The following is a 24,726-nucleotide window of genomic DNA, read 5'->3' as shown; positions in this document are numbered from 1 at the left end:
GAAACAAAAGCGCACAGCTCCGAATTGGCCGGATAAAAATTCCTTTTGTTCTTTAGTCGGGTACAGCCGAACTTTCGTAGCCTGCAACATCTCATTTCCTTATCTACTTTAATTGTATGACAGATCAGTTACCCCTTCTGTAAAAAAGACACTCGGTCACAATCTTGTGGTGCATTTGATATTCACAACAAAATATCGAAGAAAGAAAATGTCTGAGCCGGTATTGGCCGAGCTCAGAGGAATTTTGGCTTCATTGGCAGAATCAAAAGGCTGCTTCGTACTTGAAGTTAACGGAGAGGCAGACCATATTCACTTGCTGCTGCAAATGCCTCCGCAAATTTCAGTTTCAAATCTCGTAGGATTTTTAAAAGCTAACTCTTCGAAGATTACTCTAGAGAGATTTCCGGAGTTAAGAACTTTCAGTAGCCGTGGCTCTTTTTGGTCAACGTCATACTTTGCGGCATCGGCAGGAGGAGTCACGACAGAGACTTTAGAAAAATATGTACAAGATCAAGGTAAAACGAAACGCCTCTCATCTCCGCCCTTTCGGACGGAGGTTTCCCTGCGCATGAGCTAAGCGAGGTAAAAATAAATGAATAACTCTCTTATATCCGTAATCGGACTGACGAGAAGATTTTAATAACTCTGGGAGAAATAAAAAAGAAAAGAAAGGAAGGTTACAAGGCAGTAACCTATTGAAATTAAATGGTCGGGGCGGCGGGATTCGAACTCGCGACCCCTTGCACCCCATGCAAGTGCGCTACCAGGCTGCGCCACGCCCCGACTGAGAAAGCGAATATTACACCAAAATCACTTGTTGCGCAAAAACTCCGCAGTCTCTTTTAAGTTAGAAGAAATTTCTTGAAGCTCACGAATCATTTCTTTTGAAAGCATTTGAGAAACGGGAGGAGCGGCGAGCGGAGCAAGCTCCTCCGGAACTCCCTCTTTCTCTTTTTTCAGCTCAGAAATAACACCTTCAATAGAGAGGCCTTTGCCGTATCTTAGCTCCCGGATTTTACGGACCAGTAAAATGTCTTGAGGCCGGTACCTTCTTTGATTTCCTCTTCGAATAGGCCGAAGAGCAGGGATTTCAGATTCCCAAAACCGAAGAACATCTTGACGGACGCCGCAAAGAGTTACCGCTTCGGAAATTTTGAAAAATTTCTTTTCCGGTGGTATGCGCGGTAACTCCGAGAGCTTTGCCATAGTCTTACTTAGCTAATTTGCTCTCGATAAGCTCGCTGTTAGCTTCCACCATGTCCCTTAATTTCGGACTTGTATGGAAAGTCACAACTCTGCGGGCGGTAATGGCAATTTCTTTACCGGTCTTGGGATTTCTTCCCGGTCTTTCCGGCTTGTCTCTTAATTGAAAGCTTCCGAAGCCTGAGAGCTTGATTGATTCGCCTCTTTCCAAGCAGGCGCGGAGCTGATCAAAAAAGAGATCGACAATGTTTCTTGACTGTCTTTTGGAATAACCGAATTCTTGGGTCAGAAGCTCGGCTAAATGCGCTTTAGTCAGGGTTTCATCGGGTCCAAGACCGGTAGAAAAGGTAGCGAGATCCTCGCTATCGTAAATTTCTGTCATTGTTGTCCTCTAAAAATATTATTTTCTGAGAGAAGCGCCTTTTGCTTCTAAAGTTTCTACTAAAGCGGCAACGGCTTCCTCAATTTCATTCTCTTCAAGAGCTTCTTGTTTAGCTTGCAGTTTAATAGCGAAAGCTAAACTCTTCTTGCCTTGCATTTCGGTGTCTTCTTTTTTCGGCTTGTACACATCAAACAAGTCGAAAGAGGCCAACGAAAGAAGTCTTGGGTCGGTCTTAGATGCTTTCTTAACGGCATCAAGCAAGTCCTGAACAGGAACCTTATCATCAACCCAAACGGCCAAGTCTCTTAAAATCGGCTGTTGTTTCGGAATACCTTTATAGCTCGGAACATCAGTCTGCATCAAGGCAGTGGCATCTACCTCAAAGACGACAGGAGCATGCGGTAAATTGTACTGCTGAAGAATCTTCGGATGAATTTCACCAATAAAACCAATCTGTTCACCGTCAAGCATAACTTTTGCAGTACGTCCCGGATGAAGAGCTGGATGTTTGTACGCTTCAAAACGAAGCTTCAGCGGGAAAGCAAAGACTTCCAGAACGCCTTTTAAGTCGTAGAAGTCAACCAAGCGCTTTTCCTGACCCCATTGAGCCGGAACGGCAGCCCCGTAAGAAAGAGCGGCAAAGTGAACCGGCTGCTCAACGCCTTGTACGGAAGAGTCGGAACCTTTGATTTCATCATTCTTCCAGAATACGCGACCGTATTCGAAGATATTGACTCTTTCTGCCTTGCGGTTTAAGTTGAAAACTAGATTGTCAATTAACCCGGAGATCATCTGAGTGCGCATGACATTCATTTGGCTTGCGATCGGGTTTAACACCTTGATGACGTCTTCTTTTTCAGTAAAGAGGGCATCAGCCTTGTCTTCAACGAAAGAGTAGTTAATCAATTCTTGGAAGCCTAAGCCTGCAAGTTTGCTGCGGAGCTGATGACGAGTACGGGTGTCTTCCGGCTGTTCCTTCATTTGAATGCGTGCAAGCGGAGGAATTTCAGGAAGAGCTTCATAGCCGATCAAGCGGGCAACTTCTTCAATTAAATCTTCTTCAATTTCAATATCGAAGCGATAAGAAGGAGCTGTCACGGTGAAGACGCCGTCTTCTTTCACATACGGGAAGTTAAGATTTTTCAGGCACTGTTCCATCTGGTCATCGGTAATATCAATGCCGATGACTTTACGGCAGCGGTCAGCACGCATCTTAACTTGCTTGGTCTCAGGCAATGCAACGACTTGATCGACGACAGGTCCGATCTTCGTTTCGGGCGTGCCGCAAATTTCCACTACCAGCTTTGTGATGTATTCCAAATGTTCAGGATTGCTTGCAAAATCAACGCCTCGTTCGAATCTATAAGCGGCATCGGTAGAGAAGTTTAATTTTCTGCATCTGCCCTGAATTGAAGTTGGCCACCAGAAAGCAGCTTCAACAAAAATGTTTTTGGTATCGAGGGAGATGGAAGTGCCTTCTCCGCCCATGATGCCGGCAATGGCTTCAACGCCGTTGTCGTCAGCAATTACACCGAAATAGGGGTCGATGTCAACGGTCTTTCCGTTTAGAAGTTCGGCTTTTTCACCTTCCTTGCCCCAACGGACAACGAGTGGTCCGTTGATTTTGTCCAGGTCAAAGAAGTGAGTCGGACGGCCGAGCTCCAACATGACATAGTTGGAGATGTCAACTAAGGCCGAGATAGATCGCTGACCCGATCTTTCAAGACGGTCCTTCATCCATTGCGGAGTAGGTGCCTTGGCATTTAATCCGGCGATAATACGGCCGGAGAAGCGGCCGCAGAGCTCGGGTGCTTCAACCTTAACTTCTTTGGTGCAATGGCAAGTCGGTTCAACCGGAGAGAAATCCGGAGTTGTCATTTCAGCACCGGTCATGGCGCGTAAATCGCGTGCAATGCCGAGAATGCTGAGAGCGTCGCCTCTGTTCGGAGTCAGCTTAATTTCAATCTTCTTGCCGTCCAGATGGGCGTACTTGCGAATATCTTCGCCGACAGGAGCATCTGCCGGAAGGATCCAAAGACCCTTGTGATCTTCATCAATTCCCAGCTCGCGGGAGGAACAAAGCATACCGTTGCTGACTTCACCGCGAAGTTTGGATTTCTTAATCTTGAAATTACCCGGCAATACAGCGCCGTCAAGTGCACATGGGACTTTGACCCCGGGCGCGACGTTGGGGGCTCCGCAGACGATTTGGATTGGCTCACCTTTGCCAGTGTCTACTGTACAGACGTGGAGCTTATCTGCGTTAGGATGCTGATCGACGGTTAAAACTTGAGCAACGACAACACCGTGAAATTCAGGCGCAATGGAATCCATCCCTTCAACTTCCAACCCGCCCATGGTTAATTTTTCACATAACTGTTTGCTGTCAAGATCAGGATTAATGTAATGGCGCAGCCATTCTTCTGAAAATAGCATTCTTTTTCCTCTGGACGTTAGTTAAATTGCTGAAGGAATCTGAGGTCGCCTTCAAAGAAAAGTCTTAAGTCGTCAATGCCGTAGCGGAGCATTGTCAGTCTTTCTAAGCCGGAGCCGAAAGCAAAGCCAATGTATTTTTCGGGGTCAAGACCGAAGTTTCTGACAACATTCGGATGAACTTCGCCGGCACCGCTGATTTCAAGCCATTTGCCTTTTCTTGGGCCGCTTGTGAACATCATGTCGACTTCAGCGCTAGGTTCTGTAAAGGGGAAGTAGCTCGGACGGAATCTGACAATAAGATCTTCGGTTTCAAAGAAACGGCGAAGGAAATCTACGTAAACGCCCTTGAGATCAGCAAAGCTGATGTTTTCTTCGATCCAAAGTCCTTCAACCTGATGGAACATCGGAGAGTGAGTGGCATCTGAGTCAACGCGGTATGTTCTTCCCGGAGCAATAACCTTAATTGGCGGCTTGTTCTGGCGGGCATAACGGACTTGCATAGGAGAAGTATGAGGACGCAAAGGCATCTGTTTGCCTGTTTCGTCAATCATGTCAACGTAGAACGTATCCTGCATGCTGCGTGCCGGATGGTTTGGAGGATTGTTCAGGGCGGTAAAGGTATACCAGTCGGTTTCAATCTCAGGACCGTCAGCAACTTCAAAACCGATGGTTCTAAAGATTTCCTCTACTCTCATCCAGGTCTTCATTACAGGATGAATACCGCCGATCCCCTGTGTGCGACCCGGAAGTGTGATGTCGATTGCTTCGGCAGAGAGTCTCTTTTCTAATTGGGCAGCTGCAAGTTCTTCTCTTCTTTGATTGAGAAGTGCTTCTACAGCCTGCTTCGTCTTGTTGATGGCTGCTCCTCTTTCTCTTTTTTCTTCGTGAGAGAGTTTGCCCATTCCTTTGAGAAGCTCAGTTAATTGACCGTTCTTGCCGAGAAACTTTGCCTTAGCGTCTTCCAAAGAAGCGGTCGTTTGGGCTTCTTGGAATGCTTGCTTGGCAGATTCAACTATTTGATTGAGGTCTTCCATCTTTTGAACACAAAAAGTTAACTTGAAAAAAAGAAAAGCCTGGAGAAGATAAATTCACCAGGCCTTTGCTAGGACAGATTTCGGACTAAGCCGAAAAATTTTATACAGTTGCTGTATTAGGCGAGACTAGCCTTGGCCTTTTCAACAATAGCAGCAAAACCTTCTTTGTCGAAAATAGCCATGTTAGAGAGAACCTTACGGTCAAGCTCAATGCCGGCTTTCTTCAAACCGTTCATGAACTTGCTGTAGCTCAATCCGTTAGCTCTTGAACCAGCATTAATACGTGCAATCCACAAGCGGCGGAATACGCGCTTCTTGTTGCGGCGGTCACGATAAGCATACTGACCGGCTTTCATGACAGCCTGTTTGGCTACACGATAGACATTGTTGCGACGGAGAGAAAATCCCTTCGACAATGCAAAAACTTTTTTATGACGGGCTCTAGCCGTTACACCACGTTTTACTCGAGGCATTCTATTCTCCTTCTATTAAGCGTAAGGCATCATGCGGCGGATTTCTTTAACATCCGACTCATTGATGGTTACCATACCGCGCAAATGACGTTTGTTCTTTGTCGTGCGTTTTGTGAGAATATGACGCTTTGTTGCGTGGGCACGTTTGATGGAGCCGCCAGAGCGTACTTTGAAGCGCTTGGTAGCTGCCTTTTTGCTTTTCATCTTTGGCATTTTGCCGAGATCCTTATTATTTGATGATTGCAGGCGTCTCTCCGACGGAGAAATCTTTTTAGCCTGATTTCACTTATTGTCCCTATTCAGAACAGGGCGCAATGATACACTAAAAAAACAACAATTTACAAGGAAAAATTAATGTTCCTAGTAACAATTGTTATTTTCAAAAACTAAGGAGAGCAGAAACCCTGCTCTCCGGTCAATTCTTACTTCTTTTTCTTCGGAGCAAGAACCATAATCATCTGACGGCCTTCTAATTTTGGAAAAGACTCGACCTGTGCAATGTCTGCCAACTCTTCCTTTACGCGGTTAAGAAGGTCGTTTCCGAACTCTTGATGAGCCATTTCACGGCCGCGGTATCTAAGAGTGACTTTGGCCTTGTTGCCGTCTCCGATAAAGCGCTGCAAAGCTCTAAGCTTAGTCTGGAAGTCATTTTCATCTGTCTGAGGACGGAACTTAACTTCTTTGACCTGAATAACTTTCTGCTTGGCTTTGGCTTCTTGTGCCTTCTTTTGCTCTTGATAACGGAACTTGCCGTAATCCATCAAGCGACAAACGGGAGGACGTGCATTATGCGCGACTTCAACCAGGTCAACACCTGCCTCTTCTGCCATGGCTAATGCCTGAGAGGTTTTGACGATACCAATCATGTTACCGTCAACCCCGGTCAAGCGTACTTCAGGAACACGGATCTCGCCATTGATCCGGTGCGTGCGTTCTTGAGCTATTTTTGTCTCCGGTTAGTTAATCATTTTGTCTGTTACGGCGTTCTTCAACGTCTTTCTGGACAAGTTTAATAAATTCTTCGGTAGTCATTACGCCCAGGTCTTTACCGCCGCGTGCCCGGACTGAGACTTTACCTTCAGCCTTTTCTTTGGCTCCCACAACAACAATATAGGGAAGTTTTTGAAGGCTAAGTTCGCGAATCTTATATGTAATCTTGTTATTGCGCAAATCTGCTTCAGATCTGATGCCGGCTTTTCTGAAGGTTTCTACCAGTTCTTTTGCGTAATCAGCCTGCTCATCGGTAATGTTGGCGATACCGACCTGAACCGGGGCAAGCCATGTCGGAAGCAAACCGGCATAGTGCTCAATCAGCATGCCGATGAAGCGCTCCATACTGCCCAAAATAGCACGGTGAAGCATAACAGGGACTTTGTGCTCATTGTCCTCTGTCACATATTCAGCACCGAGTCTGCCCGGCATCTGGAAGTCGACCTGGATTGTTCCGCACTGCCAAGATCTGCCTAAAGAGTCTCTAAGGTGGTATTCAATCTTAGGACCGTAGAAAGCGCCTTCGCCTTCGAGAATGTCGAACTTAATGCCTGCCTGATCCAGAGCAGTCATCAAAGCTTTTTCGGCCTTATCCCAGCTGGCGTCGTCGCCGATTCTCTTTGCAGGACGAGTAGCTACTTTGTAAGAAATGTCATGGAAACCGAAGTCTGCATAGACCTTTTTAACGAGATCGCTGTAGGCGATGCATTCGTCAAGAATCTGATCTTCAGTACAGAAAATATGACCGTCGTCCTGAGTAAAGCCGCGGACACGCATCAAACCGTGCAAAGAACCTGAGGGTTCGTTGCGGTGGCAAGCCCCGAACTCACCATAGCGGAGAGGCAAATCGCGATAGGAGCGAACGGTGTTGTTGAACAGCTGGATATGGCCCGGGCAATTCATCGGTTTGAGAGCGTAGTAGCGGTTTTCGGACTTAGTTGTGAACATATTGTCCTGATACTTATCCCAGTGGCCGGAACGTTCCCAAAGAGATCTGTCTAAGAGCTGAGGAGCCTTGACTTCCATGTAGCCGTTTTCTTGGTAGACGTTGCGCATATACTGTTCAACTTGCTGCCAAAGAGCCCAGCCCTTGGAGTGCCAGAAAATGAGACCCGGAGCTTCTTCTTGGAAGTGGAAAAGATCCAATTCCTTACCTAAGCGGCGGTGGTCGCGTTTTTCTGCTTCTTCAAGCATATGCAGATAGTTGGCCTGATCGTCTTTCTTGGCCCATGCTGTACCGTAAATACGCTGAAGCATTTCGTTGTTGCTGTCGCCTCTCCAATAGGCACCTGCAATCTTCATAAGTTTGTGAACTTTCAAACGGCCTGTGCTCGGTACGTGAGGGCCGCGGCAAAGGTCAACATAGTCACCCTGACGATAGAGAGAAATCGCTTCATTAGTTGGGATTGAAGCAATAATTTCTGCTTTGTAATCCTCACCGATGGACTTGAAAAATTCGACAGCTTTGTCTCTTTCCATTTCTTCGCGGACGATGGGAAGATCTTTCTTCACTAATTCGTCCATCTTCTTTTCGATGACAGGAAGATCTTCCATGGTCAAAGGACGGGGGAGAGAGAAGTCGTAGTAAAAGCCGTTTTCGATAACCGGTCCGATTGTGACTTGTGAGCCCGGGAAGATTTCCTTTACCGCCTGAGCCATCAAGTGAGATGTGGAGTGGCGAATGATGTCCAAACCTTCCGGATCTTTATCTGTGACAATAGAAAGTGTTGCGTCTTCTGTAATTGGGTAGCTTGTGTCAACTAACTTACCGTTTACTTTACCGGCGATCGCAGCTTTAGCTAAGCCTGCGCCAAGTGATGCGGCAACCTCTTTAACAGTTACCGGACCTTCAAACTCTTTCTTAGAGCCGTCAGGCAATGTAATTGAAATCATTCAAAAAATCTCCGTAGTTATTAGTCTGGAACGCGCTTGAATTTATTCGTATTACAGGGAAGCGCTTTCCGCACATTTTATCGATTCTAAGCCAAAAGACTTATCTTAACCGTTGAGCAACTAGGAGTTTTTGTTTTTTTTGTCTTTTTTGCTTACGAATTGGTGTGCACCGCAAAGCGCTATATACCTCATTTGGTACGCAAGAACCCCCACTCACAATTGTGAGGTCTACTCTGGTCACCATCGTAGAAAAACGTGAAGAGGAAAATTATGGATTTGGCAAATCAAAAAGCTCATGCAAAGGTCAACGGAGAAAAGAATCTTGTTACCGGCCGTAAGGGTTTGGCCCGCAATATCCGTGCTTTAGAAGAGCTTCCGAAGAAAGACAGACTCGATATCGTAAAAAGAGGTGTCGTGTTTGTAGTTTATCACTGGGACGGTGAGCTTCATTTCGGACCGGCTCGTTGGCTCGGCTACGGCAAAGGCCGCAAGAGCAATGACCGCGCCATTATCGCTGCAAACCGCATTAATAACATTTTTGGTGTGGAAGGCCCCGAAAAGAGTGACAAGCTTGAAAAGGCTTTAACAGCTTACTGCAAGGCTCTCGGCGGAAAGCCTGTGAGAGAACAGCATAAGTTCTGGAAGAAAGATTGCATTAAAAAGATTGATGCGATGCTGGAGCAATTAGACAATTAATTACTCAAGTGTTTGAAAAAAGGGGAGGCTAAAGAAGCGGAAGAGTCTCTCCTTTTTTGATTCTTCTTTTGCGAGGCTCTTTTTGCAAATCTCTTGCTATCCACTCCAGAAGAACTTTGACGATGTACTCAACTTCTTCGTCAGATAATTCTCTATGTTTTGGGATGTCGTGCCATTTCAGAAGGCAGCCCCGGCAACAGCATCCTGTTGCATGCTGAGCAACGAAAACCGGATGCCCTTTGACCGGTGTTTGTTTGCCGTCCTTTAGAGGTTCTTCGGGAGCCAGCCGTTTGATAATTAAATCATGAGCATGCTGACGCAAAACCTCCTGTCCTTTCATTTCTGCAAATAACCGATCATCGTAATTGAGCCGAAATTTGCTTCTGAATTTCGAGCGTGCCAATTTTTGGAAAAGATTATCGAGATCGGTATACATACATTAGAAAGAAGAGTTGGAACTAGAATACTAACTTTGCCGTAGGCAAGACATATTGGAAATTGTAGAAAAAGGTAATCTCAATGGCTTGTATTAACTTCCCCTCTCCGGTTTTTGGGCCTATCCACTCCAGAAGGCTAGGGACCTCACTAGGTCTGAATTTGCTCCCGGAGGGCGGAAAGCTCTGTTCTTTTGACTGTATCTATTGTGAGTGCGGTTTTAATAAAGACAATAGAGAAAATACAAAGCTGCCTTCCCGAGAAAAAGTGAAGTCGGTTCTTGAGAAAAAACTAATACAGCTTACCGAAGAAGGCGTTACTCCCGATGTCTTTACCTTTGCAGGCAATGGAGAGCCGACAAGTCACCCTGACTTTGAAGAAATCGTTGGAGATGTAATCGAACTAAGAGACAAATACTTCCCGAAGGCTAAGATTTCAGTTTTGAGCAACTCTACCTTCATTGCAAAACCGCACGTATTTAGAGCATTGAAAAGAGTTGACAACAATATTCTGAAGTTGGACACCGTCAATGAGGAGTTCATCAAAATGGTGGACCGTCCGAATTCTTCGTATGACTTGAAGAAGACGATCGAGAATCTCAAGAGGTTCAACGGAGAGCTGATCATACAAACAATTTTCCTCAAGGGAAGAACACAGGGAAAAGAAATAGACAATACAACGGAAGAATTTATTGTCCCCTGGATCTCGGCACTCAAAGAAATTCAGCCGAAAGAAGTCATGATTTATACACTTGCTCGCGAAACGCCCGCACCCGATTTGGAAAAAATACCGAAGGAAAAAATGGACGAAATCGGGCAAAGATTAAAAAATGAGGGTTTTCGAGTAAGTGTTTCCTATTGAATTTGCTAATAAATTGTAAGAAACGAGGCGGTCTTTTTCTGTGTCATTTAGCTGTCACAATCGATTCATAGAATGAAATCATTAACATCGATTAGGAAACAAAATGCCACAGACACTGCCCACCAAGAAAAGTTTGGTCTTAGCTGGTGCATCGCTTCAATTAATCGCATTAGCAAGCCGTAAGGGCTCTGAAATGTTGAAGGAGAAGGGCAAAGAAGCGTTAAGTAGTGCTTCCAAAGCTCAGCCACAGATGCATAAGCCGGCAGCAGCCTAACTTTAAGGACAGACGAAAAAACCGCGGAAAGAGAATCTGCGGTTTTTTGTTTACGGCTGGAAACAATAATAACCGGCTTCGAGTAACCGCCGCTCTTGTTCTATCCAAGAGGATAAAAAATCTGAGAAAATTCTTTCTCATGAGAAAATGCGGAGCCGTTCTCATCTTGAATTCCGAGCGGAAAGCAATAATAACCGGCTTATTTTTCCTAATTAGCTTGTGAATCCAACGTCAATACTTTGTCTTTTTTACGGAACATAGTTGTCCGAAGTTAACTGACAAAGAAAGTTTGCAATGGCTCTAATTTCCAAAGAAGAACATAAAAATGCATATTCTTATTTCGAACGATGACGGATATCTGGCTCCGGGAATTCAAGAATTGGCCCGAGCAATGAAGAAATTTGGAAAAGTAACGATCGTTGCACCTGAAAGAAATCAAAGCGGGGCAAGCAATTCGTTGACGCTTCATTTGCCTTTGCGTATTCAGCAGCTTCAGGAAAATCTTTATTTTGTTACCGGCACTCCTAGCGACTGTGTGCATATTGCTATGACCGGTCTGCTGCCAGAAAAGCCTGACTTAGTATTGAGCGGTATTAACTGCGGTCAGAATATGGGAGATGACACCCTATATTCGGGGACCGTTGCCGCCGCCATGGAGGGATACTTATTCGGTTGCCCGTCATTTGCCTTCTCTCAGGTAAAGAGCGGGTGGTCATACTTAGACAGCGCCGTGCGCGTTGCTGAGATCATCGTCGGAGATTACATCAAGAATCCTTTGAAAGCCCCGTTTTTGCTGAATGTGAATATTCCTAACATGTATTTTGAAGAGTTGTCGGGAGTTATTGTCACAAGGCTTGGGCGACGTCATTCAGCCCAGCCTGTGGTTGAACAAATTAATCCGAGAGGAGAAAAGATCTATTGGATGGGGCCGGCCGGGGATGCAAAGGATAATGTGTACGGCACAGATTTCTGGGCCGTCGATCATGGCTACGTCAGTATGACTCCGCTTCATATGGATATGACTGATTATTCCCAATTGGAAGAGATTCGCACCTGGTGGAATAAAAATAAGTAGTAATTTCACCCGCTTTTTAGATGATCGAAAATGGATAAATTTGGTACCATTATCGTTTATGTCTGCCCAGGTTCCAAGAAGGTAATTAAATGAAGTTCCGTAAGTTGTTTGCGCCAGTAGCAATGGTTTTGATTATTTCAGGCTGCTCATTCTCTGGAAAATCTCAGGCGCCTATTGTGGAAGGACCTACCTCTACCACGGTCTATACCGTTCAACCCGGAGACACTTTGTATTCTGTTGCCCGTCGTTACGGTGTCGATCCGAAGGCGGTAGCCAGAGAAAACGGAATGACAAATCCGAATCAGCTAAGAGTTGGACAGCGTATTCGACTCTCAGTCAATTCCTCTTCTTCTGCGATAGCTCAGATTCAGGCAGCTGAGAAAGCTTCTGCAACTACAACTGCTGCGCCGGTGGTCAAACAAAGCCAGGCGGAGGTTGCAAAATCTGAACCTGTAGCAAAGACAACTACAACGGCTTCAACTTCCGGAACATTTATGTGGCCGGCACAGGGAAGTATCGTTAAGAGTTTCGGCCCTAATAATAAGGGTGTGGACATCTCCGGCAAGGAGGGAGATTCAGTCGTTGCCTCTGCTGACGGTAAGGTCATTGTCGTTGGCAACATGACAAATTTAGGAAATTTGGTCATTGTTCAGCATAATTCCACTTACGTTACTGCCTACTGTCATCTCAAGAATATTCAAGTGGCACAAGGAAATATGGTTAAGAAGGGGCAGAAGATTGCAACTATCGGAAAGACCGATTCAGAAGCTCCGAGAGTCCATTTTGAAATTCGTAAGCTGGGCAAGCCGCTGAACCCGGTAGAAATGCTTCCTACCAAATAATCAAGCAACGCTTTGTTTCAAACAAAAACGGAGGGACATAGCCCTCCGTAAACCGATTTTCTGTGGAACGGAAAGTCGGTAAGATTATCCTGCTGGACGGAATATTGAATAAGTATTACCGTTTGGTTTTTAGTGAAGACAGTTACAGTTATTACTCGAATCCTCTGCTTCCTATCCCGAATAGATTAGAGGCGATTTTCGGAGAGTGCTATGAAAAAGCAAAAAGTTCGTGACAAATTTATTGTCACCGTGGATTCATTAGATCAGGAAGGCCGAGGTGTCTCCCGACGGGAAGGGAAGGTAGTCTTTATTGAAGGAGCTCTTCCCGGAGAGGAGGTTGAGTACGAAAGAATACGCAACAAACAGGACTTTGAGAGCGGTATTGCTACTCAGATTTTTAAAGAGTCTTCTTTGCGTGTTGCCCCCGGATGTCCGTACTTCGGCATGGCTGACGGTAGCTGCGGCGGGTGTGCTATGCAGCATTTAGAGCCACGCGCTCAAGTAGCTGTCAAACAGAAAGTCCTCATGGATTCCTTAAAGCATATCGGCCGAGTCAAACCGCTGCGTATTCTTCCGCCGATCTTCGGACCGGAATGGCATTATCGTCATCGAGCACGTTTGTCCGTCAAAGATGTTCTAAAAAAGAATACGGTTTTGGTTGGTTTCCACGAAAAACGCTCAAGTTTTATCGCTGACATGAAATCCTGCAAAATCCTTCCTAAAAAAGTAAGTGATTTGCTGGTACCTTTGCGCGATCTCATTAGTTCTTTGAAACTTCGTCAGAAAATTCCTCAGATTGAAATTGCTGTTGCCGGTGAACACACTGCCTTAGTGCTGAGAGTTTTGGAGACACCTTCGCAGGAAGATGAAACAAAGCTCAGAGATTTTCAGAGACAGTATGGTGTCGAATTCTGGTATCAGCCGAAAGGTCCGGATACTGTTTTTCCAATGGATCCGGAAAACCTTAATAATCTGAAGCTTGTGCATTCTGAAACCGGCGTTACAACGGTCTTTAAGCCTACAGATTTCACACAAGTTAATCATGCGTTAAATGACGTCATGATTACCCGTGCACTTCGTTTACTCAAACTCCGGACAACAGACAAAGTTGCTGACTTCTTCTGCGGTCTCGGCAACTTTACTTTGCCGATTGCTACAAAGTCTGCGAAGGTATTTGGTATTGAGGGTAGTGAACAGCTTGTTAAGAGGGCTGAAGCCAGTGCGGTCGCTAACGGGCTTGCTGATAAAGCTTCCTTCAGAGAGCGCAATTTATTTACTTGGACGTTAGAAGATTGGACAGCCTTGTGGAAGGAAATGGGAGGCATCGATAAGGTGCTGATAGATCCTCCGCGTGACGGTGCTCAAGCATTATGCACTTCTTTGGCTGAGACTTCGGAGCGGCCGGAACGAATTGTGTATGTCTCCTGCAGTCCTGCAACACTTGCCCGAGATTGCAATATCCTCGTTAACGAGGGCGGCTGGGTGTTGAAAGCAGCCGGAATCATGAATATGTTCCCGCACACCGGACATGTTGAGAGCATTGCATTGTTTGAAAGAGGATCGTCTGAGGAGCTTGAGCTTTGCAAAATAAAGAAAGCTGAGAAGGTGGAAGAATCAGCCGAGGAAGAAAGCAAACCAGATAATGAAGGAAATCCTTCCGAGTAGTAAGAAATAAGACGGGAAGATTGTGCACACTACAGTTTTGATCCAGGCTATCGTCCAGACATTAGCTTTTTTTGCCGCGGTTATTTTTGTACCTGCAATTTTCTTTAAATGGATAGTTAAGAGTTTGTCGTGGGGATCTGCGATTTTGTGTTCTATCTTTTCTCTCTTCTTACCCGTGCTGATCCTAAGCAATAATTACCTTGAAATCCAACAAGTGGTAGAAATGGGTGCCGCATGGGGGCTTCCGCACGTGGTTGAGTTCTCTTCTGCTGCATGGGCCTTTACTTTAGGTTCGGTGGCCGCATCGTTAGTTGTGGTCATTCAGCTGATTCAAGGCAGAGGAAAAAAGATCGGAATAAATATCTTAGGTTTTATGTGCCTGAGCGTCGCATTGAGCCTGCTTGGTCTATTCGGCGTGCCCTCCTTTTTTTATGGAGGTTCAGTTGATATGAACCTGGCGAATACCTTCTTCGTTTTTGAGCTTCTTATCACTTTATTTTTCTCAGGAGTTTATTTTGTTTTTTCCGATAAATCTAGAGAAGTCTACTGGTCATATAGCTTGACTGATGCACGTTTTCACTAGAAATCTAACAAAAGATGTCCGATAATAGATCTTAAAAAATGGAGGAATAATGGAAGAAAGCGGTGTTTTTGAGTATTGGTTTGCGTTGATATTTGCTTTAGGTTTTTGTGTCTGGTTCCCCGCTTATGTCATTAAAACCAAGGGCCGGGGAATTCCTTTGTGGGGCCTGGCTTTTTGCATCGTTTTTTTATTTCTCATTCTTCCCCTAATCAATGTCGGAATTGCACAGGAATCTCTGCCTTTCGTATGGAATACCATGTTTGAAGGGATCGCCGGGGAGCGTCCTCACATCGTTCAACAAGTAACGATGCAAGCGGGATCTCTTCACAGAAAGGCTTCTCTAGATCAAGTCTTTCTACTAGTTTGCGGGGCCTTCCTTTTGGTTAGCGTGGTTCAAAGCGTCATGGCAGCTTGGATGCTGTATGTGCGTCATAATAGAAGAAGTCTGTTTCGCGCCATCCGTTTTATGTGGTGTTCCGCACTAATGACAGTCTGCGCAGCCAGTATTCTCCCCTTCCTCTTCTTAGGCAAACTTGGTGAGCCTATCGTCTATAACTGTGCTTTGTATATCTCAGTCTATATCGCAATTCTTTTGGGAATTACTGCGTATATCAGATTCTGTCCGGAAGTAGCTAAGTTCTACCCGTCTTAGTAAGTCTGTTTGATGCTTCTGCACTTTGATTCAAATGACTATGTTGTCATCGGAGGAGCTTTGCTCCTCTTGGTGTTCATTGCTTATTTCCTGCGACAGAGGTTCCCGAGTAAACAGAGGTATCTGAATTTTGCAGCTGCTTTGACACTTATTGTCAATCCGCTTCTTTTGATTTGTTTCTTCGCAAAAATATTTTTCTTTACAGAAGGTTATCCAAGAACCGTACTTAACAGCTGGGGGTACGTTAAGGCAGTCGGCACAATCTCGATACTGTGCGAAATGATGGCCGTCTACCTCATTTATCTTCTTTTTCAAAACAATCCCCAGGGATCCGCAATGAAGACCTTGACCATGTGGTTTTGTATCAACGCTGCAGGAGCAGCCTTGTGTCTTTTAGAAGCACCCAAGCTAGTCTGGCCTTTGTCTTTTGCGTCTGTGACCTCTTATTCCCTGCTTGCCTTGATTGCATTTGCTTTAATTAATCTTGCTGTTTTTCTATATTCCGTCTTTCAGTTCAAAAAAACGAGGCATTCCTAAGGCAGGTTGGCGAAGAAACTGAGGCCGAATTGAAAAACGATCATGACAGAGTCCATTTAAGGATGAGAGCCTGACAAACTTGTTCCAAATGTTTGCTTTTTCTCTAAATGCGACTGATGTGAAATTGCGTTATTTTGTGCGTGATAAAATCGAATAATTGTCAATAGTGGCAAGATTTTCTTCTCCTAGAGAAGGTTTATGCTTCCGGAGACCCAAGAGGTCGAAGGTTTTTGATTTTTTAATATTTTATAGAGTAAGAAATGGCTGTAGAACGCACACTTTCTATTATTAAACCTGATGCAGTAGCTAAAAACGTTATTGGTCAAATTTACACAAGATTCGAAAGCAACGGTCTTAAGATTGTCGCTTCCAAGATGAAATGGTTGTCCCGTCAGGAGGCCGAAGCTTTCTATGCAGTTCACAAAGAAAGACCTTTCTTCAAAGACCTCGTTGATTTCATGGTTTCCGGTCCTGTTCAGGTTCAGGTTCTTGAAGGCGAAAACGCCATCATGAAAAATCGTGAATTGATGGGCGCCACAGATCCGAAGAAAGCCGCTAAGGGCACTATCCGCGCTGACTTCGCTCAAAGTATCGACGCTAACGCCGTTCATGGCTCTGACAGCCCTGAAACAGCCGCTGTTGAAATCGCATTCTTCTTCCCACAGATGAATGTTTATTCTCGCTAATTGAGGGAATAATGTCAGTCACTTCAGAAAATAAACCCAAAACAAACCTTTTAGGACTCGATCAAGAGGGCCTGAAACAGTTTTGCGCTTCTTTAGGTGAGAAGCCGTTCCGGGCTGTCCAGCTTGAAAGATGGATTCACCGGAGAGGAGCTAAGACTTTTGATGAAATGACTGACCTCGCCAAATCTTTCAGGGCCAAACTCAGTCAGATTGCTGAAATCAAAGGCCCTGAGATTTTGCGCGATAAAATTTCTGCTGATGAAACACGCAAATGGCTCGTCGATGTCGGAAACGGCAACGCCGTTGAAATGGTATTTATTCCTGAATCCAATCGAGGCACCTTGTGCATTTCTACGCAGGCCGGATGTGCAATGAACTGTTTGTTCTGTTCAACCGGCAAACAAGGTTTCAATCGAAACCTAACGACTGCCGAGATTATCGGTCAGCTTTGGCATGCCGAACATACCCTCAGACAGTCTCGCGGCATCAAGGATGAAAATGAGAGAGTTATCTCCAATGTTGTCTTAATGGGCATGGGGGAGCCGCTCCAAAATTTAGATGCCGTCGTTCCTGCACTTAATTTGATGCTTGACGATCATGCTTACGGCTTATCCCGGCGCCGAGTGACCGTTTCAACCTCCGGACTGGTTCGTCAAATCGATAAACTTGCAGAAAGATGCCCTGTTGCGCTTGCTGTGAGCTTGCACGCTCCTAACAATGAATTGCGCGACAAGATCATGCCGGTTAACAAAAAGCATCCTATTGAAGATTTATTGGCAGCTTGCCAAAGATACCTTAAAGTCGCTCCGAGAGATTTCATCACTTTTGAATACATCATGATCGGAGGAGTTAACGACTCTTCAAAACAAGCTAAAGAGTTAGTAAAACTTGTTGAAAAGGTACCTTGCAAATTTAACTTAATTCCCTTCAATCCTTTCCCGGGCTCCGGTCTTGAGAGAAGCTCGGAGGAAAACGTGAAGGCATTCTCCTCAATTCTTAACGATGCAGGAATTGTCTGTACCGTAAGAAAAGTTCGAGGAGATGATATCGATGCCGCCTGCGGTCAATTAGCCGGTGAAATTAAAGACAGGACTAAATTGGCTGAGAAGCGCGCACAGAGACAAATATTAATTAAAGAAATAACGAAACCACAGTAAATGGGCTGGAGATTTAAATGACTGAACAAAATGAATTAGAGCAGCAAGAACCAGAACAAAAAGCCGCTACTCAGTCAAATGTACCTGAATACGGAAAACTGTTGACAGAGGCTCGCGAGTCTAAGGGCCTTTCTGTTGAACAGGTCGCCTCGCAGCTTAGACTGTCCGCTAAACAGATCATTGGTCTTGAAGAGGGCGATCCTTCAGCTTTTGCCTCCGTGGTTTATACAAGAGCCCACCTAAGAAGCTACGCTCGTTTGCTTGGCCTGGATGAAGCTAAGATAGTCGATCTCTTCAGCAATTCCTTAACTTCAGAAGACAGAGATCAAAAGGCTTTGATTCGTAAAACAACCTCCGGGCTGCGTCCTTACCAAGAAGAAACAACTAAAAACGGAAAAGGCAAAGGGATCGGCTGGATTATTTTCTTAATTGTGGTTGCTATCGTTGCCTATATGGGATGGCGTTACATGAATCCGAGTTTTAATCTTCAGGAAGTTAAGTCTTCTCTGAACTTTATGAACTCACCGGATAAGCCGGCAGTTGAAGCTAATGCGGACACATCCAAGTCCGCTGCCGACGAAAAAAGTCCCACAACTGACGCAAACAAGAAGAAAGCTGAAGAACAAAAGCCGGTTGCTGCAGAAGAATCTAAGCCGGCTCCTAAGCAAGAAACGATTTCTGCTAAAGCTGAGACCAGTGCTCCCGGCGCAGCAACTGACAGTTCAACAGCGGTTCCTTCCCAGACTCCTGACGGCAAGCCTATAACTCAGGTCGGCAAGACTCCGGAGGAGCGTGCCCTTGAAGCAAAAGTTATGGCAGAACATAACCAGCAGCTCGAAGCTCAAAAGAAGGTAGAAGAAGCCAAGAATACACCGGTTGTTCCTGAACCGGCCGCTCCTGTTACTTTGAAATTGGTTCAGAACGAAAACGGTTGGTCCACTACGCTTCCGAGAGCTTCCAGCACACAACCTGTAAATATTAAATTCAGTGCCACTGACGGTGACTGCTGGTTCGGTATCTACGTTAACGGCAAACTTGTCGACAACACTACTCTTAAGCAGGGGGAAACTAAGGAATTTAAACATCCTCTGCCTTTCCGAGTGACTGTCGGCAACAAGTTCCGCGCAAAAGTCTCACTTAACGCCAACCCGGTTGACTTAGCAAGCTCTTCCAGATCGGGCTCTGTATCTTTTCAGGTGTTCACTGCTAAATAATTTGAAATGACAAAAACAAAAAACGGGCCCATGACAGTTAAATGGGCCAATAACGTGGTTCTGCTCGGGGGAGGCAGCCCAGTTGTTATTCAATCAATGACCAATACCGAAACCGCGGACGTAGACGGTACTGTCAAGCAAATTATGGAGCTTGCCGATGCAGGCAGTCAGTTGGTTAGAATTACTGTCAACACGCCCGCCGCTGCTCAGGCAGTTCCTCTTATTCGTCAAAAGCTGGATGCAGCCGGATATTTCGTTCCTTTGGTAGGAGATTTTCATTACAACGGCCATAAGCTTCTAAGCGATTATCCGGAATGTGCCCGTTCCCTTTCGAAGTTCCGAATCAACCCGGGAAATGTCGGCAAGGGCGATAAGCACGAACAAAACTTTAAAACGCTGATTGATTTGGCGATCAAATATGACAAGCCGATCCGCATAGGAGTTAACTGGGGATCGCTGGATCAGAATCTTCTGGCCAAAATGATGGAAGAAAATAACCGTCAGCCAAATCCGGAAAATTCGGGAGAAATTCTCCGCAGAGCTCTTGTCAAAAGTGCGATCGATAGTGCTGATGAAGCGGTTCGTCTCGGCATGCCGGAGGAGCAAATTGCAATTTCCGCTAAGGTCAGCGGTGTTCGTGAATTAGTCGATATCTACCAGAAGCTCGATAGACTTTGTCCTTACTCCTTGCATCTTGGTTTGACAGAGGCCGGAATGGGTTTGAAGGGCACTGTATCCTCAACGGCGGCTCTTTCTATTCTCTTAGCCCAAGGAATCGGTGATACGATCCGCGTTTCTCTGACGCCGGAACCCGGTCAAAAGCGTTCTGCGGAAGTCGATTTGGCCTGTGAGATTGTTCAGTCCTTAGGGTTGAGAAATTTTGAGCCGAAGGTTGTTTCTTGTCCCGGCTGCGGTAGAACGAGCAGCGTACTTTTCCAAGAGCTGGCAAAAGAGACACAGAGCTATTTGAAGCAGCAAATGCCCAAGTGGAGAGGAAAGTATCCCGGTGTTGAAAACATGACAGTCGCTGTAATGGGATGCGTTGTCAATGGTCCGGGAGAAAGCCGGCATGCCAACATCGGCATCTCGCTGCCCGGCAGCGGAGAAGCTCCGGTTTCTCCTGTCTATATCGACGGCAAGAAAGTTTGCTCTTTAAAGGGAGAGCAAATGGCTTCTGATTTCAAAAAATTAATAGATAATTATGTCCAAACAAAGTTTGGGACAAATCAGGATTAAAAATGGCAAAAGATAAAATACAAGCAATCAAGGGCATGGCTGACATGCTCCCGGAGGACACTCCTTATTGGGATAAGTTCACAAAAGCCGTAGTTGAAGCTGCCCAAGAATACGGCTATATGCAGATCAGAACTCCGATTCTTGAACAAACCCGTTTATTTAAGCGCGGTATCGGTGAGGTTACTGATATTGTTGAAAAAGAGATGTACTCCTTTGTTGATTCTCTGAACGGCGATGAATTGACGATGAGACCGGAAAATACCGCTTCCGTGGTCCGTGCCTGTATTGAACATAATTTGCTTTATGATGCACCTCGCCGTCTTTGGTATATGGGCCCGATGTTCAGACATGAACGTCCCCAGAGAGGCCGTTTGCGCCAGTTCCATCAGTTTGGTTTGGAGGCTCTTGGCTTCAAAGGCCCTGATGTGGATGCCGAACAGCTCTTGCTCGTAAAAAGAGTTTGGGACAAGCTTGGCATTAAGAATGTCTGGCTGGAATTGAACTGTCTCGGACAGTTTGCAGAAAGGCAGGTCTACCGTGAAACTTTAATTAAGTACTTCGAAGCTCACAAGGAAATCTTGGATGAAGAAGCTCAGAGAAGGCTTTATACCAACCCTTTAAGGATTCTCGATACAAAGAACCCGGCAATGCAGGACCTGGTTGAGAATGCGCCGAAGTTAATGGACAGTCTTGGCGAAGAGTCCAAAGCATTTCTTAAGAGACTCACGGATATTTTAGAAGCCGAAGGAATTGACTACCGCATCAATCCTCGCCTAGTCAGAGGTTTGGATTACTACAACTTGACGGTTTTTGAATGGGTTACTGATAAGCTTGGAGCCCAGAGCACCGTATGCGGAGGCGGCCGTTACGATCCGTTAATCGGTATGCTCGGCGGAAAAGAAACGCCGGCATGTGGTTTTGCAATGGGCATTGAAAGAATTATCGAATTGATGAAAGAAGAGGGCATCGCTCCGTCTTATAAAGAATGCTCAGTTTACGTTGCTTGGAGCGGCGAAGACTCCTTCCTGTTTGCTTTGCGTACCGCAGAAGCTCTCAGAAATAAGCAAGTCAGCACGATCCTTCATTCCGGCTCCGCTAAGTTTGCAAACCAGATGAAGAGGGCCAATGCATCCGGTGCTGATTTTGCTGTCATAATCGGCGAAAGCGAAACACAAGAGAAGATGGTTTCTATCAAGCCGCTGCGCGAAAACTTGAAAGATTACGGCCAGCAGTTAAAGATGACTGTAGAACAGGCTGTTGAATATTTAGCTGAACAAACTCGATAAAGAGAAAGGTCAAATATGGCATATGATTTAGAAGAGCAAGAGTCCCTATCCGAAATTAAAGCCTGGTGGGAGAAGTGGGGGACTTTAATTCTCACTATTGTCACGGTTGCCTGCTTGGCTGCTGCCGGTATGCGTGGCTGGCAGTGGTATCAGATGAAGCAGTCTGCCGATGCCGGCTCTCTTTACAGCTTGATGATTCAAGCCAATAACAATAAGGATCAGCAGAGAGTTCAAAATATAGCTCTGAAGCTTCAGGAGGACTACGCTGGGACAGCATTTGCCGGTATGGGTGCTTTATTGGCGGCTTATACTGCAGAACAACACAATAAAGCCAGTGAAGCTATCAAAGATCTTCAATGGGTTATTGACTCCAAAGATTATCCTGAATTGCAGACTGTCGCAGCTGTTCGCCTAGCAGGTATTTACATTGACCAAGGTTCTTTCGAGCAGGCTTTAAATCTTTTGAATTCAATTAAAAATCCGGATGCTGAAAAAGCATTAGTCGAAGATAGAAAGGGCGATGCTTACATTGCCATGGGCAATAAAGAAAAAGCAAAAGAATGCTGGACGGAAGCTTTAAGAGCTTGCACCACTACAAATCCGTTAGCCAAGATTATTGAAATTAAGCTTCAGGCTTTATAAAGAGAATAAAACATGAAAAAATTTTCCTTGACCCTGGCAGCAGCCGCACTGGCAGCTGTTTTAGTCGGATGTTCCTCTCCCAAGCATGAACCGGCGGAATTGGTATCGTTTACGCCCGCTATCAATGTCTCCGAAGTTTGGTCAGTCAGCATGCCGAACGCTGACGGATTCTTAGTCCCCGGTCTTTTTGACGAATCCGTCTGGGTTGCGGGCGGCAAAGAATTAGCCCGCTTAGATGCCAGAACCGGGAACAAAGAGTGGACTGTTTCTTTTGATTCTCCGGTTGTAGGAGGAGTAGGAACTGACGGGTATAACACCGCCGTGGGATTGGAAAACGGTGAATTGATTGTTTTAAATGCAGAAGGAAAAGAGGACTGGAAGAGCAAACTGACCAGTGAACTTGCCGGACCTCCCGTCATCACCAACGGTTTGGTTATTGTTAGAACTAAAGATATGAGAGTCTCCGCTTTTGAGGCCTCTTCCGGGGAACAGCAGTGGACTTTCCAGAGAAATCAGCCCGCTTTGACTGTTCGTGTACCCATTTCCATGACTGCACGTGATAACTTCTTATTTGTTGGTCAGCCTAACGGAAACGTGGTTATTTTAGACGTCAATAACGGACGTCCTGTTTTTGAATTCCCGGTAGCCCAAGCCAAAGGAATAACGGAAGTCGAACGCTTGATTGATGTGGTTGGTGCCCCTGTATTAAACGCTGATATGCTTTGTGCAGCCGCTTATCAGGGTGCCGTAACTTGCATTAACAGCACGAACGGACAGATGATGTGGACACAGAATGTCGATGCCATTGCAGGTCCGGCAGTTGACGAAGACAACGTCTATGTGGTTGATGTCACAGGTGTTGTCAGAGCCTACTATCGTGAAAGCGGAGAGCTTCGCTGGGAAAATAAAACCATGACTTACCGCGGACTCAGTGCTCCTGTCATTATGCCGGGAACCGTTGCCGTCGGTGATAATGAAGGTTACGTTCACCTTTTGTCACCGAGAACAGGCGAAGAAATAGCCAGAACTCGTTTAAGCGGGCCAATCGTTACTAAGGCACAAAGTTTTAGTGCCGGTGCGATTTTCCAGACAAGTAAAGGAGATGTAGCTTACTTAGCTACGAGATAACAATTATGCTGCCTGTTGTTGCATTGGTTGGCCGCCCGAATGTCGGCAAGTCAACTTTATTTAACCGCCTCACAAGATCTAGGGACGCTTTAGTCGCCGATTTTCCCGGTTTAACCAGAGATCGCCATTACGGTGAAGGCCGAGTCGGCGAGAAACCTTTTATTGTTGTCGATACCGGCGGTTTTGAACCGATTAAGACTGAGGGCATCGTCAAAGAGATGACCAACCAAGCTCAGCTGGCTGTCGAAGAGTCTGATATTATTTTCTTCCTAGTAGACGGAAGATCCGGCCTAACCCCGCAGGATCAGCGAATTGCGCAAAGCTTAAGAGAAAGCGGCAAGCCGACCTATCTTGTCGTCAACAAAGCCGAGGGCATGTCAGAGGTTGTGAAATCCGAATTCTATGAGCTTGCCTTAGGTGAGCCGTATCCGATTTCCGCAGCTCACGGCGAGGGCGTACGCGCCTTGGTCGATATGGCATTGGAAAAGTATCCGACTGAAAAAGAAATCGAGAAAGACGGCGACTTTGCGCACAAAATCAGAGTCGCTATTGCCGGCAGACCAAATGCAGGAAAATCAACGTTAATTAATGCTCTCATCGGAGAAGAAAGACTTATTGCGTTCGATATGCCCGGGACAACCCGCGATGCTATTGAAGTTGAATTCCAGTACAAAGATAAGGATTACATTCTTATCGATACAGCAGGTTTGAGACGCAAAGGGAAAGTTTTCGAGGCAATCGAAAAATTCTCCGTCATTAAGACGCTGCAAGCGATTGAAAAATCGAACGTTGTCGTGTTGCTTCTTGACGCAAAAGCCGGTATCTCGGAACAAGATGCCAACATTGCCGGTTATATTCTTGAAAGCGGCCGTGCTCTAGTCATTGCTATTAATAAATGGGATGACATCGGTGAATATGAAAGAACACGAGTCAAGGAAGAATTTGAGCACAAGATTCACTTTTTGAAGTGGGCCAAGAGTCTTTACATCTCTGCTTTATATAAGAGGGGCTTAGGTAATCTTCTGACTGCCGTTAATGAAGCTCATGCAGCAGCTTTCGTTAAACTCTCTACACCGAAGCTGACACGTGCGTTGATTGAGGCAACCACGCGGCAGCTGCCACCGAGAGCCCGCGGAGGCCGTCCTAAGATGCGTTATGCTCACCAAGGGGGCATGAATCCGCCGGTGATCGTAATTCATGGAAATGCATTGCAGGATGTGCCGGAAAGCTACAAACGGTACTTGGAAGGGTTTTTTAGAGAAAAATTCAATCTTAAAGGCACGCCTTTACGCATTGAATTAAGAACAAACAAGAATCCTTACGCTCAAAACGATTAATATAGTAAA

27 protein-coding genes, 1 tRNA gene and 1 pseudogene are annotated in these 24,726 nt (G+C 45.6%); 18 read left to right on the top strand and 11 right to left on the bottom strand.

Going from position 1 to position 24,726, the window contains the following annotated elements:
- On the bottom strand, positions 1-90 hold a 90-nt coding region (locus tag ACYQ4O_RS02100), incomplete at its 3' end, for a helix-turn-helix domain-containing protein (RefSeq protein ID WP_460174588.1).
- A gap of 53 nt (positions 91-143) precedes the next feature.
- On the opposite strand from ACYQ4O_RS02100, the pseudogene tnpA reads away from it, so the two are divergent.
- Positions 144-577: pseudogene (tnpA, locus tag ACYQ4O_RS02095) on the top strand (IS200/IS605 family transposase); the annotation flags it as partial.
- Between the two features lie 129 nt (positions 578-706).
- Here the strand turns inward: tnpA and ACYQ4O_RS02090 are convergent.
- The 9 genes from ACYQ4O_RS02090 to thrS all read right to left on the bottom strand — a co-directional run bounded on the left by ACYQ4O_RS02090 (position 707) and on the right by thrS (position 8,411).
- Positions 707-783, bottom strand: a tRNA-Pro gene (locus ACYQ4O_RS02090).
- Positions 784-810: 27 nt separating this feature from the next.
- The gene (locus ACYQ4O_RS02085) at positions 811-1,206 is read right to left on the bottom strand and encodes a MerR family transcriptional regulator (RefSeq protein WP_460174585.1); all 396 of its coding nucleotides are present in this window, start codon (positions 1,204-1,206) and stop codon (positions 811-813) included.
- Positions 1,207-1,210: 4 nt separating this feature from the next.
- The gene (locus tag ACYQ4O_RS02080) at positions 1,211-1,585 is read right to left on the bottom strand and encodes an integration host factor subunit alpha (protein ID WP_084081389.1); all 375 of its coding nucleotides are present in this window, start codon (positions 1,583-1,585) and stop codon (positions 1,211-1,213) included.
- A gap of 18 nt (positions 1,586-1,603) precedes the next feature.
- Entirely contained in the window at positions 1,604-4,021 is a 2,418-nt protein-coding gene (pheT, locus tag ACYQ4O_RS02075; RefSeq protein WP_460174584.1) for a phenylalanine--tRNA ligase subunit beta, read from the bottom strand.
- A 17-nt stretch (positions 4,022-4,038) separates the two neighbouring features.
- Complete coding sequence (gene pheS / locus ACYQ4O_RS02070; RefSeq protein WP_066590618.1) at positions 4,039-5,055, bottom strand: phenylalanine--tRNA ligase subunit alpha; 1,017 nt, start codon at positions 5,053-5,055, stop codon at positions 4,039-4,041.
- Positions 5,056-5,171: 116 nt separating this feature from the next.
- A complete protein-coding gene (gene rplT / locus ACYQ4O_RS02065) occupies positions 5,172-5,528 on the bottom strand; it encodes a 50S ribosomal protein L20 (protein ID WP_066590620.1) in 357 nt (118 codons plus the stop codon).
- Positions 5,529-5,543: 15 nt separating this feature from the next.
- On the bottom strand, positions 5,544-5,741 hold the full coding sequence (rpmI, locus tag ACYQ4O_RS02060; RefSeq protein WP_066590622.1) for a 50S ribosomal protein L35: 198 nt from the start codon (positions 5,739-5,741) through the stop codon (positions 5,544-5,546).
- A 209-nt stretch (positions 5,742-5,950) separates the two neighbouring features.
- A complete protein-coding gene (infC, locus tag ACYQ4O_RS02055; protein WP_084081390.1) occupies positions 5,951-6,472 on the bottom strand; it encodes a translation initiation factor IF-3 in 522 nt (173 codons plus the stop codon).
- 16 nt (positions 6,473-6,488) lie between these two features.
- Positions 6,489-8,411 carry a threonine--tRNA ligase gene (gene thrS / locus ACYQ4O_RS02050; protein WP_460174583.1) on the bottom strand — a complete coding sequence of 641 codons (1,923 nt, stop codon included), beginning with the start codon at positions 8,409-8,411 and terminating at the stop codon, positions 6,489-6,491.
- Between the two features lie 270 nt (positions 8,412-8,681).
- On the opposite strand from thrS, the gene ACYQ4O_RS02045 reads away from it, so the two are divergent.
- Positions 8,682-9,107 (top strand): hypothetical protein, encoded by a 426-nt coding sequence (locus ACYQ4O_RS02045; RefSeq protein WP_460174582.1) that lies wholly within the window; start codon positions 8,682-8,684, stop codon positions 9,105-9,107.
- A 28-nt stretch (positions 9,108-9,135) separates the two neighbouring features.
- Here ACYQ4O_RS02045 and ACYQ4O_RS02040 read toward each other — a convergent pair whose 3' ends face one another.
- Entirely contained in the window at positions 9,136-9,510 is a 375-nt protein-coding gene (locus ACYQ4O_RS02040; protein WP_460174581.1) for a DUF4186 domain-containing protein, read from the bottom strand.
- 116 nt (positions 9,511-9,626) lie between these two features.
- Here ACYQ4O_RS02040 and ACYQ4O_RS02035 point away from each other — a divergent pair, with 116 nt between their 5' ends.
- The 16 genes from ACYQ4O_RS02035 (at position 9,627) to der (ending at position 24,717) form a co-directional block, all read left to right on the top strand.
- Positions 9,627-10,403, top strand: coding sequence for a radical SAM protein (locus ACYQ4O_RS02035; protein ID WP_460174580.1), 777 nt, complete (start codon positions 9,627-9,629; stop codon positions 10,401-10,403).
- Between the two features lie 103 nt (positions 10,404-10,506).
- A complete protein-coding gene (locus tag ACYQ4O_RS02030; RefSeq protein ID WP_460174579.1) occupies positions 10,507-10,677 on the top strand; it encodes a hypothetical protein in 171 nt (56 codons plus the stop codon).
- Positions 10,678-11,002: 325 nt separating this feature from the next.
- Positions 11,003-11,752: a 5'/3'-nucleotidase SurE gene (surE, locus tag ACYQ4O_RS02025; protein WP_460174578.1), complete on the top strand. Its 750-nt coding sequence runs from the start codon at positions 11,003-11,005 to the stop codon at positions 11,750-11,752.
- Between the two features lie 89 nt (positions 11,753-11,841).
- Positions 11,842-12,594, top strand: coding sequence for a LysM peptidoglycan-binding domain-containing M23 family metallopeptidase (locus tag ACYQ4O_RS02020; protein WP_308512711.1), 753 nt, complete (start codon positions 11,842-11,844; stop codon positions 12,592-12,594).
- Between the two features lie 210 nt (positions 12,595-12,804).
- The gene (gene rlmD, locus ACYQ4O_RS02015) at positions 12,805-14,259 is read left to right on the top strand and encodes a 23S rRNA (uracil(1939)-C(5))-methyltransferase RlmD (protein ID WP_460174577.1); all 1,455 of its coding nucleotides are present in this window, start codon (positions 12,805-12,807) and stop codon (positions 14,257-14,259) included.
- Between the two features lie 22 nt (positions 14,260-14,281).
- Positions 14,282-14,842, top strand: a complete 561-nt coding sequence (locus ACYQ4O_RS02010) for a hypothetical protein (protein WP_460174576.1) — start codon at positions 14,282-14,284, stop codon at positions 14,840-14,842.
- Between the two features lie 49 nt (positions 14,843-14,891).
- Complete coding sequence (locus ACYQ4O_RS02005; RefSeq protein ID WP_066590640.1) at positions 14,892-15,494, top strand: hypothetical protein; 603 nt, start codon at positions 14,892-14,894, stop codon at positions 15,492-15,494.
- A 12-nt stretch (positions 15,495-15,506) separates the two neighbouring features.
- On the top strand, positions 15,507-16,031 hold the full coding sequence (locus ACYQ4O_RS02000; protein ID WP_460174575.1) for a hypothetical protein: 525 nt from the start codon (positions 15,507-15,509) through the stop codon (positions 16,029-16,031).
- A 260-nt stretch (positions 16,032-16,291) separates the two neighbouring features.
- A complete protein-coding gene (gene ndk, locus ACYQ4O_RS01995; RefSeq protein ID WP_066590642.1) occupies positions 16,292-16,717 on the top strand; it encodes a nucleoside-diphosphate kinase in 426 nt (141 codons plus the stop codon).
- Positions 16,718-16,728: 11 nt separating this feature from the next.
- Positions 16,729-17,874, top strand: coding sequence for a dual-specificity RNA methyltransferase RlmN (gene rlmN / locus ACYQ4O_RS01990; protein WP_308512715.1), 1,146 nt, complete (start codon positions 16,729-16,731; stop codon positions 17,872-17,874).
- 17 nt (positions 17,875-17,891) lie between these two features.
- The gene (locus ACYQ4O_RS01985; protein ID WP_460174574.1) at positions 17,892-19,088 is read left to right on the top strand and encodes a RodZ domain-containing protein; all 1,197 of its coding nucleotides are present in this window, start codon (positions 17,892-17,894) and stop codon (positions 19,086-19,088) included.
- A 6-nt stretch (positions 19,089-19,094) separates the two neighbouring features.
- Positions 19,095-20,324, top strand: a complete 1,230-nt coding sequence (ispG, locus tag ACYQ4O_RS01980) for a flavodoxin-dependent (E)-4-hydroxy-3-methylbut-2-enyl-diphosphate synthase (RefSeq protein WP_460174573.1) — start codon at positions 19,095-19,097, stop codon at positions 20,322-20,324.
- Between the two features lie 2 nt (positions 20,325-20,326).
- Complete coding sequence (hisS, locus tag ACYQ4O_RS01975) at positions 20,327-21,610, top strand: histidine--tRNA ligase (RefSeq protein ID WP_460174572.1); 1,284 nt, start codon at positions 20,327-20,329, stop codon at positions 21,608-21,610.
- A gap of 15 nt (positions 21,611-21,625) precedes the next feature.
- Positions 21,626-22,252, top strand: coding sequence for a YfgM family protein (locus tag ACYQ4O_RS01970; RefSeq protein ID WP_460174571.1), 627 nt, complete (start codon positions 21,626-21,628; stop codon positions 22,250-22,252).
- A 12-nt stretch (positions 22,253-22,264) separates the two neighbouring features.
- On the top strand, positions 22,265-23,380 hold the full coding sequence (bamB, locus tag ACYQ4O_RS01965) for an outer membrane protein assembly factor BamB (protein WP_460174570.1): 1,116 nt from the start codon (positions 22,265-22,267) through the stop codon (positions 23,378-23,380).
- Positions 23,381-23,385: 5 nt separating this feature from the next.
- Positions 23,386-24,717 (top strand): ribosome biogenesis GTPase Der, encoded by a 1,332-nt coding sequence (gene der / locus ACYQ4O_RS01960; protein ID WP_308512721.1) that lies wholly within the window; start codon positions 23,386-23,388, stop codon positions 24,715-24,717.
- Positions 24,718-24,726: the final 9 nt, after the last annotated feature.

The sequence above is a fragment of the Turicimonas sp. TL08 genome (assembly GCF_054660695.1).
Note: the sequence above shows the minus strand (reverse complement) of the source record. Positions and strands in the feature narration are given on the sequence as shown.

Excerpts from the sequence above, each read along its gene's own strand:
- hisS (WP_460174572.1), top strand. The coding sequence starts at position 20,327 with ATGGCAAAAGATAAAATACAAGCAATCAAGGGCATGGCTGACATGCTC.
- rplT (WP_066590620.1), bottom strand. The coding sequence starts at position 5,528 with ATGCCTCGAGTAAAACGTGGTGTAACGGCTAGAGCCCGTCATAAAAAA.
- ndk (WP_066590642.1), top strand. The coding sequence starts at position 16,292 with ATGGCTGTAGAACGCACACTTTCTATTATTAAACCTGATGCAGTAGCT.
- ACYQ4O_RS02085 (WP_460174585.1), bottom strand. The coding sequence starts at position 1,206 with ATGGCAAAGCTCTCGGAGTTACCGCGCATACCACCGGAAAAGAAATTT.
- ACYQ4O_RS02005 (WP_066590640.1), top strand. The coding sequence starts at position 14,892 with ATGGAAGAAAGCGGTGTTTTTGAGTATTGGTTTGCGTTGATATTTGCT.
- ACYQ4O_RS01970 (WP_460174571.1), top strand. The coding sequence starts at position 21,626 with ATGGCATATGATTTAGAAGAGCAAGAGTCCCTATCCGAAATTAAAGCC.
- pheT (WP_460174584.1), bottom strand. The coding sequence starts at position 4,021 with ATGCTATTTTCAGAAGAATGGCTGCGCCATTACATTAATCCTGATCTT.
- rlmN (WP_308512715.1), top strand. The coding sequence starts at position 16,729 with ATGTCAGTCACTTCAGAAAATAAACCCAAAACAAACCTTTTAGGACTC.
- der (WP_308512721.1), top strand. The coding sequence starts at position 23,386 with ATGCTGCCTGTTGTTGCATTGGTTGGCCGCCCGAATGTCGGCAAGTCA.
- ACYQ4O_RS02000 (WP_460174575.1), top strand. The coding sequence starts at position 15,507 with ATGCTTCTGCACTTTGATTCAAATGACTATGTTGTCATCGGAGGAGCT.
- ACYQ4O_RS02045 (WP_460174582.1), top strand. The coding sequence starts at position 8,682 with ATGGATTTGGCAAATCAAAAAGCTCATGCAAAGGTCAACGGAGAAAAG.
- pheS (WP_066590618.1), bottom strand. The coding sequence starts at position 5,055 with ATGGAAGACCTCAATCAAATAGTTGAATCTGCCAAGCAAGCATTCCAA.
- ACYQ4O_RS02030 (WP_460174579.1), top strand. The coding sequence starts at position 10,507 with ATGCCACAGACACTGCCCACCAAGAAAAGTTTGGTCTTAGCTGGTGCA.
- surE (WP_460174578.1), top strand. The coding sequence starts at position 11,003 with ATGCATATTCTTATTTCGAACGATGACGGATATCTGGCTCCGGGAATT.
- rlmD (WP_460174577.1), top strand. The coding sequence starts at position 12,805 with ATGAAAAAGCAAAAAGTTCGTGACAAATTTATTGTCACCGTGGATTCA.
- ispG (WP_460174573.1), top strand. The coding sequence starts at position 19,095 with ATGACAAAAACAAAAAACGGGCCCATGACAGTTAAATGGGCCAATAAC.
- rpmI (WP_066590622.1), bottom strand. The coding sequence starts at position 5,741 with ATGCCAAAGATGAAAAGCAAAAAGGCAGCTACCAAGCGCTTCAAAGTA.
- thrS (WP_460174583.1), bottom strand. The coding sequence starts at position 8,411 with ATGATTTCAATTACATTGCCTGACGGCTCTAAGAAAGAGTTTGAAGGT.
- ACYQ4O_RS02020 (WP_308512711.1), top strand. The coding sequence starts at position 11,842 with ATGAAGTTCCGTAAGTTGTTTGCGCCAGTAGCAATGGTTTTGATTATT.
- ACYQ4O_RS01985 (WP_460174574.1), top strand. The coding sequence starts at position 17,892 with ATGACTGAACAAAATGAATTAGAGCAGCAAGAACCAGAACAAAAAGCC.
- ACYQ4O_RS02035 (WP_460174580.1), top strand. The coding sequence starts at position 9,627 with ATGGCTTGTATTAACTTCCCCTCTCCGGTTTTTGGGCCTATCCACTCC.
- ACYQ4O_RS02080 (WP_084081389.1), bottom strand. The coding sequence starts at position 1,585 with ATGACAGAAATTTACGATAGCGAGGATCTCGCTACCTTTTCTACCGGT.
- bamB (WP_460174570.1), top strand. The coding sequence starts at position 22,265 with ATGAAAAAATTTTCCTTGACCCTGGCAGCAGCCGCACTGGCAGCTGTT.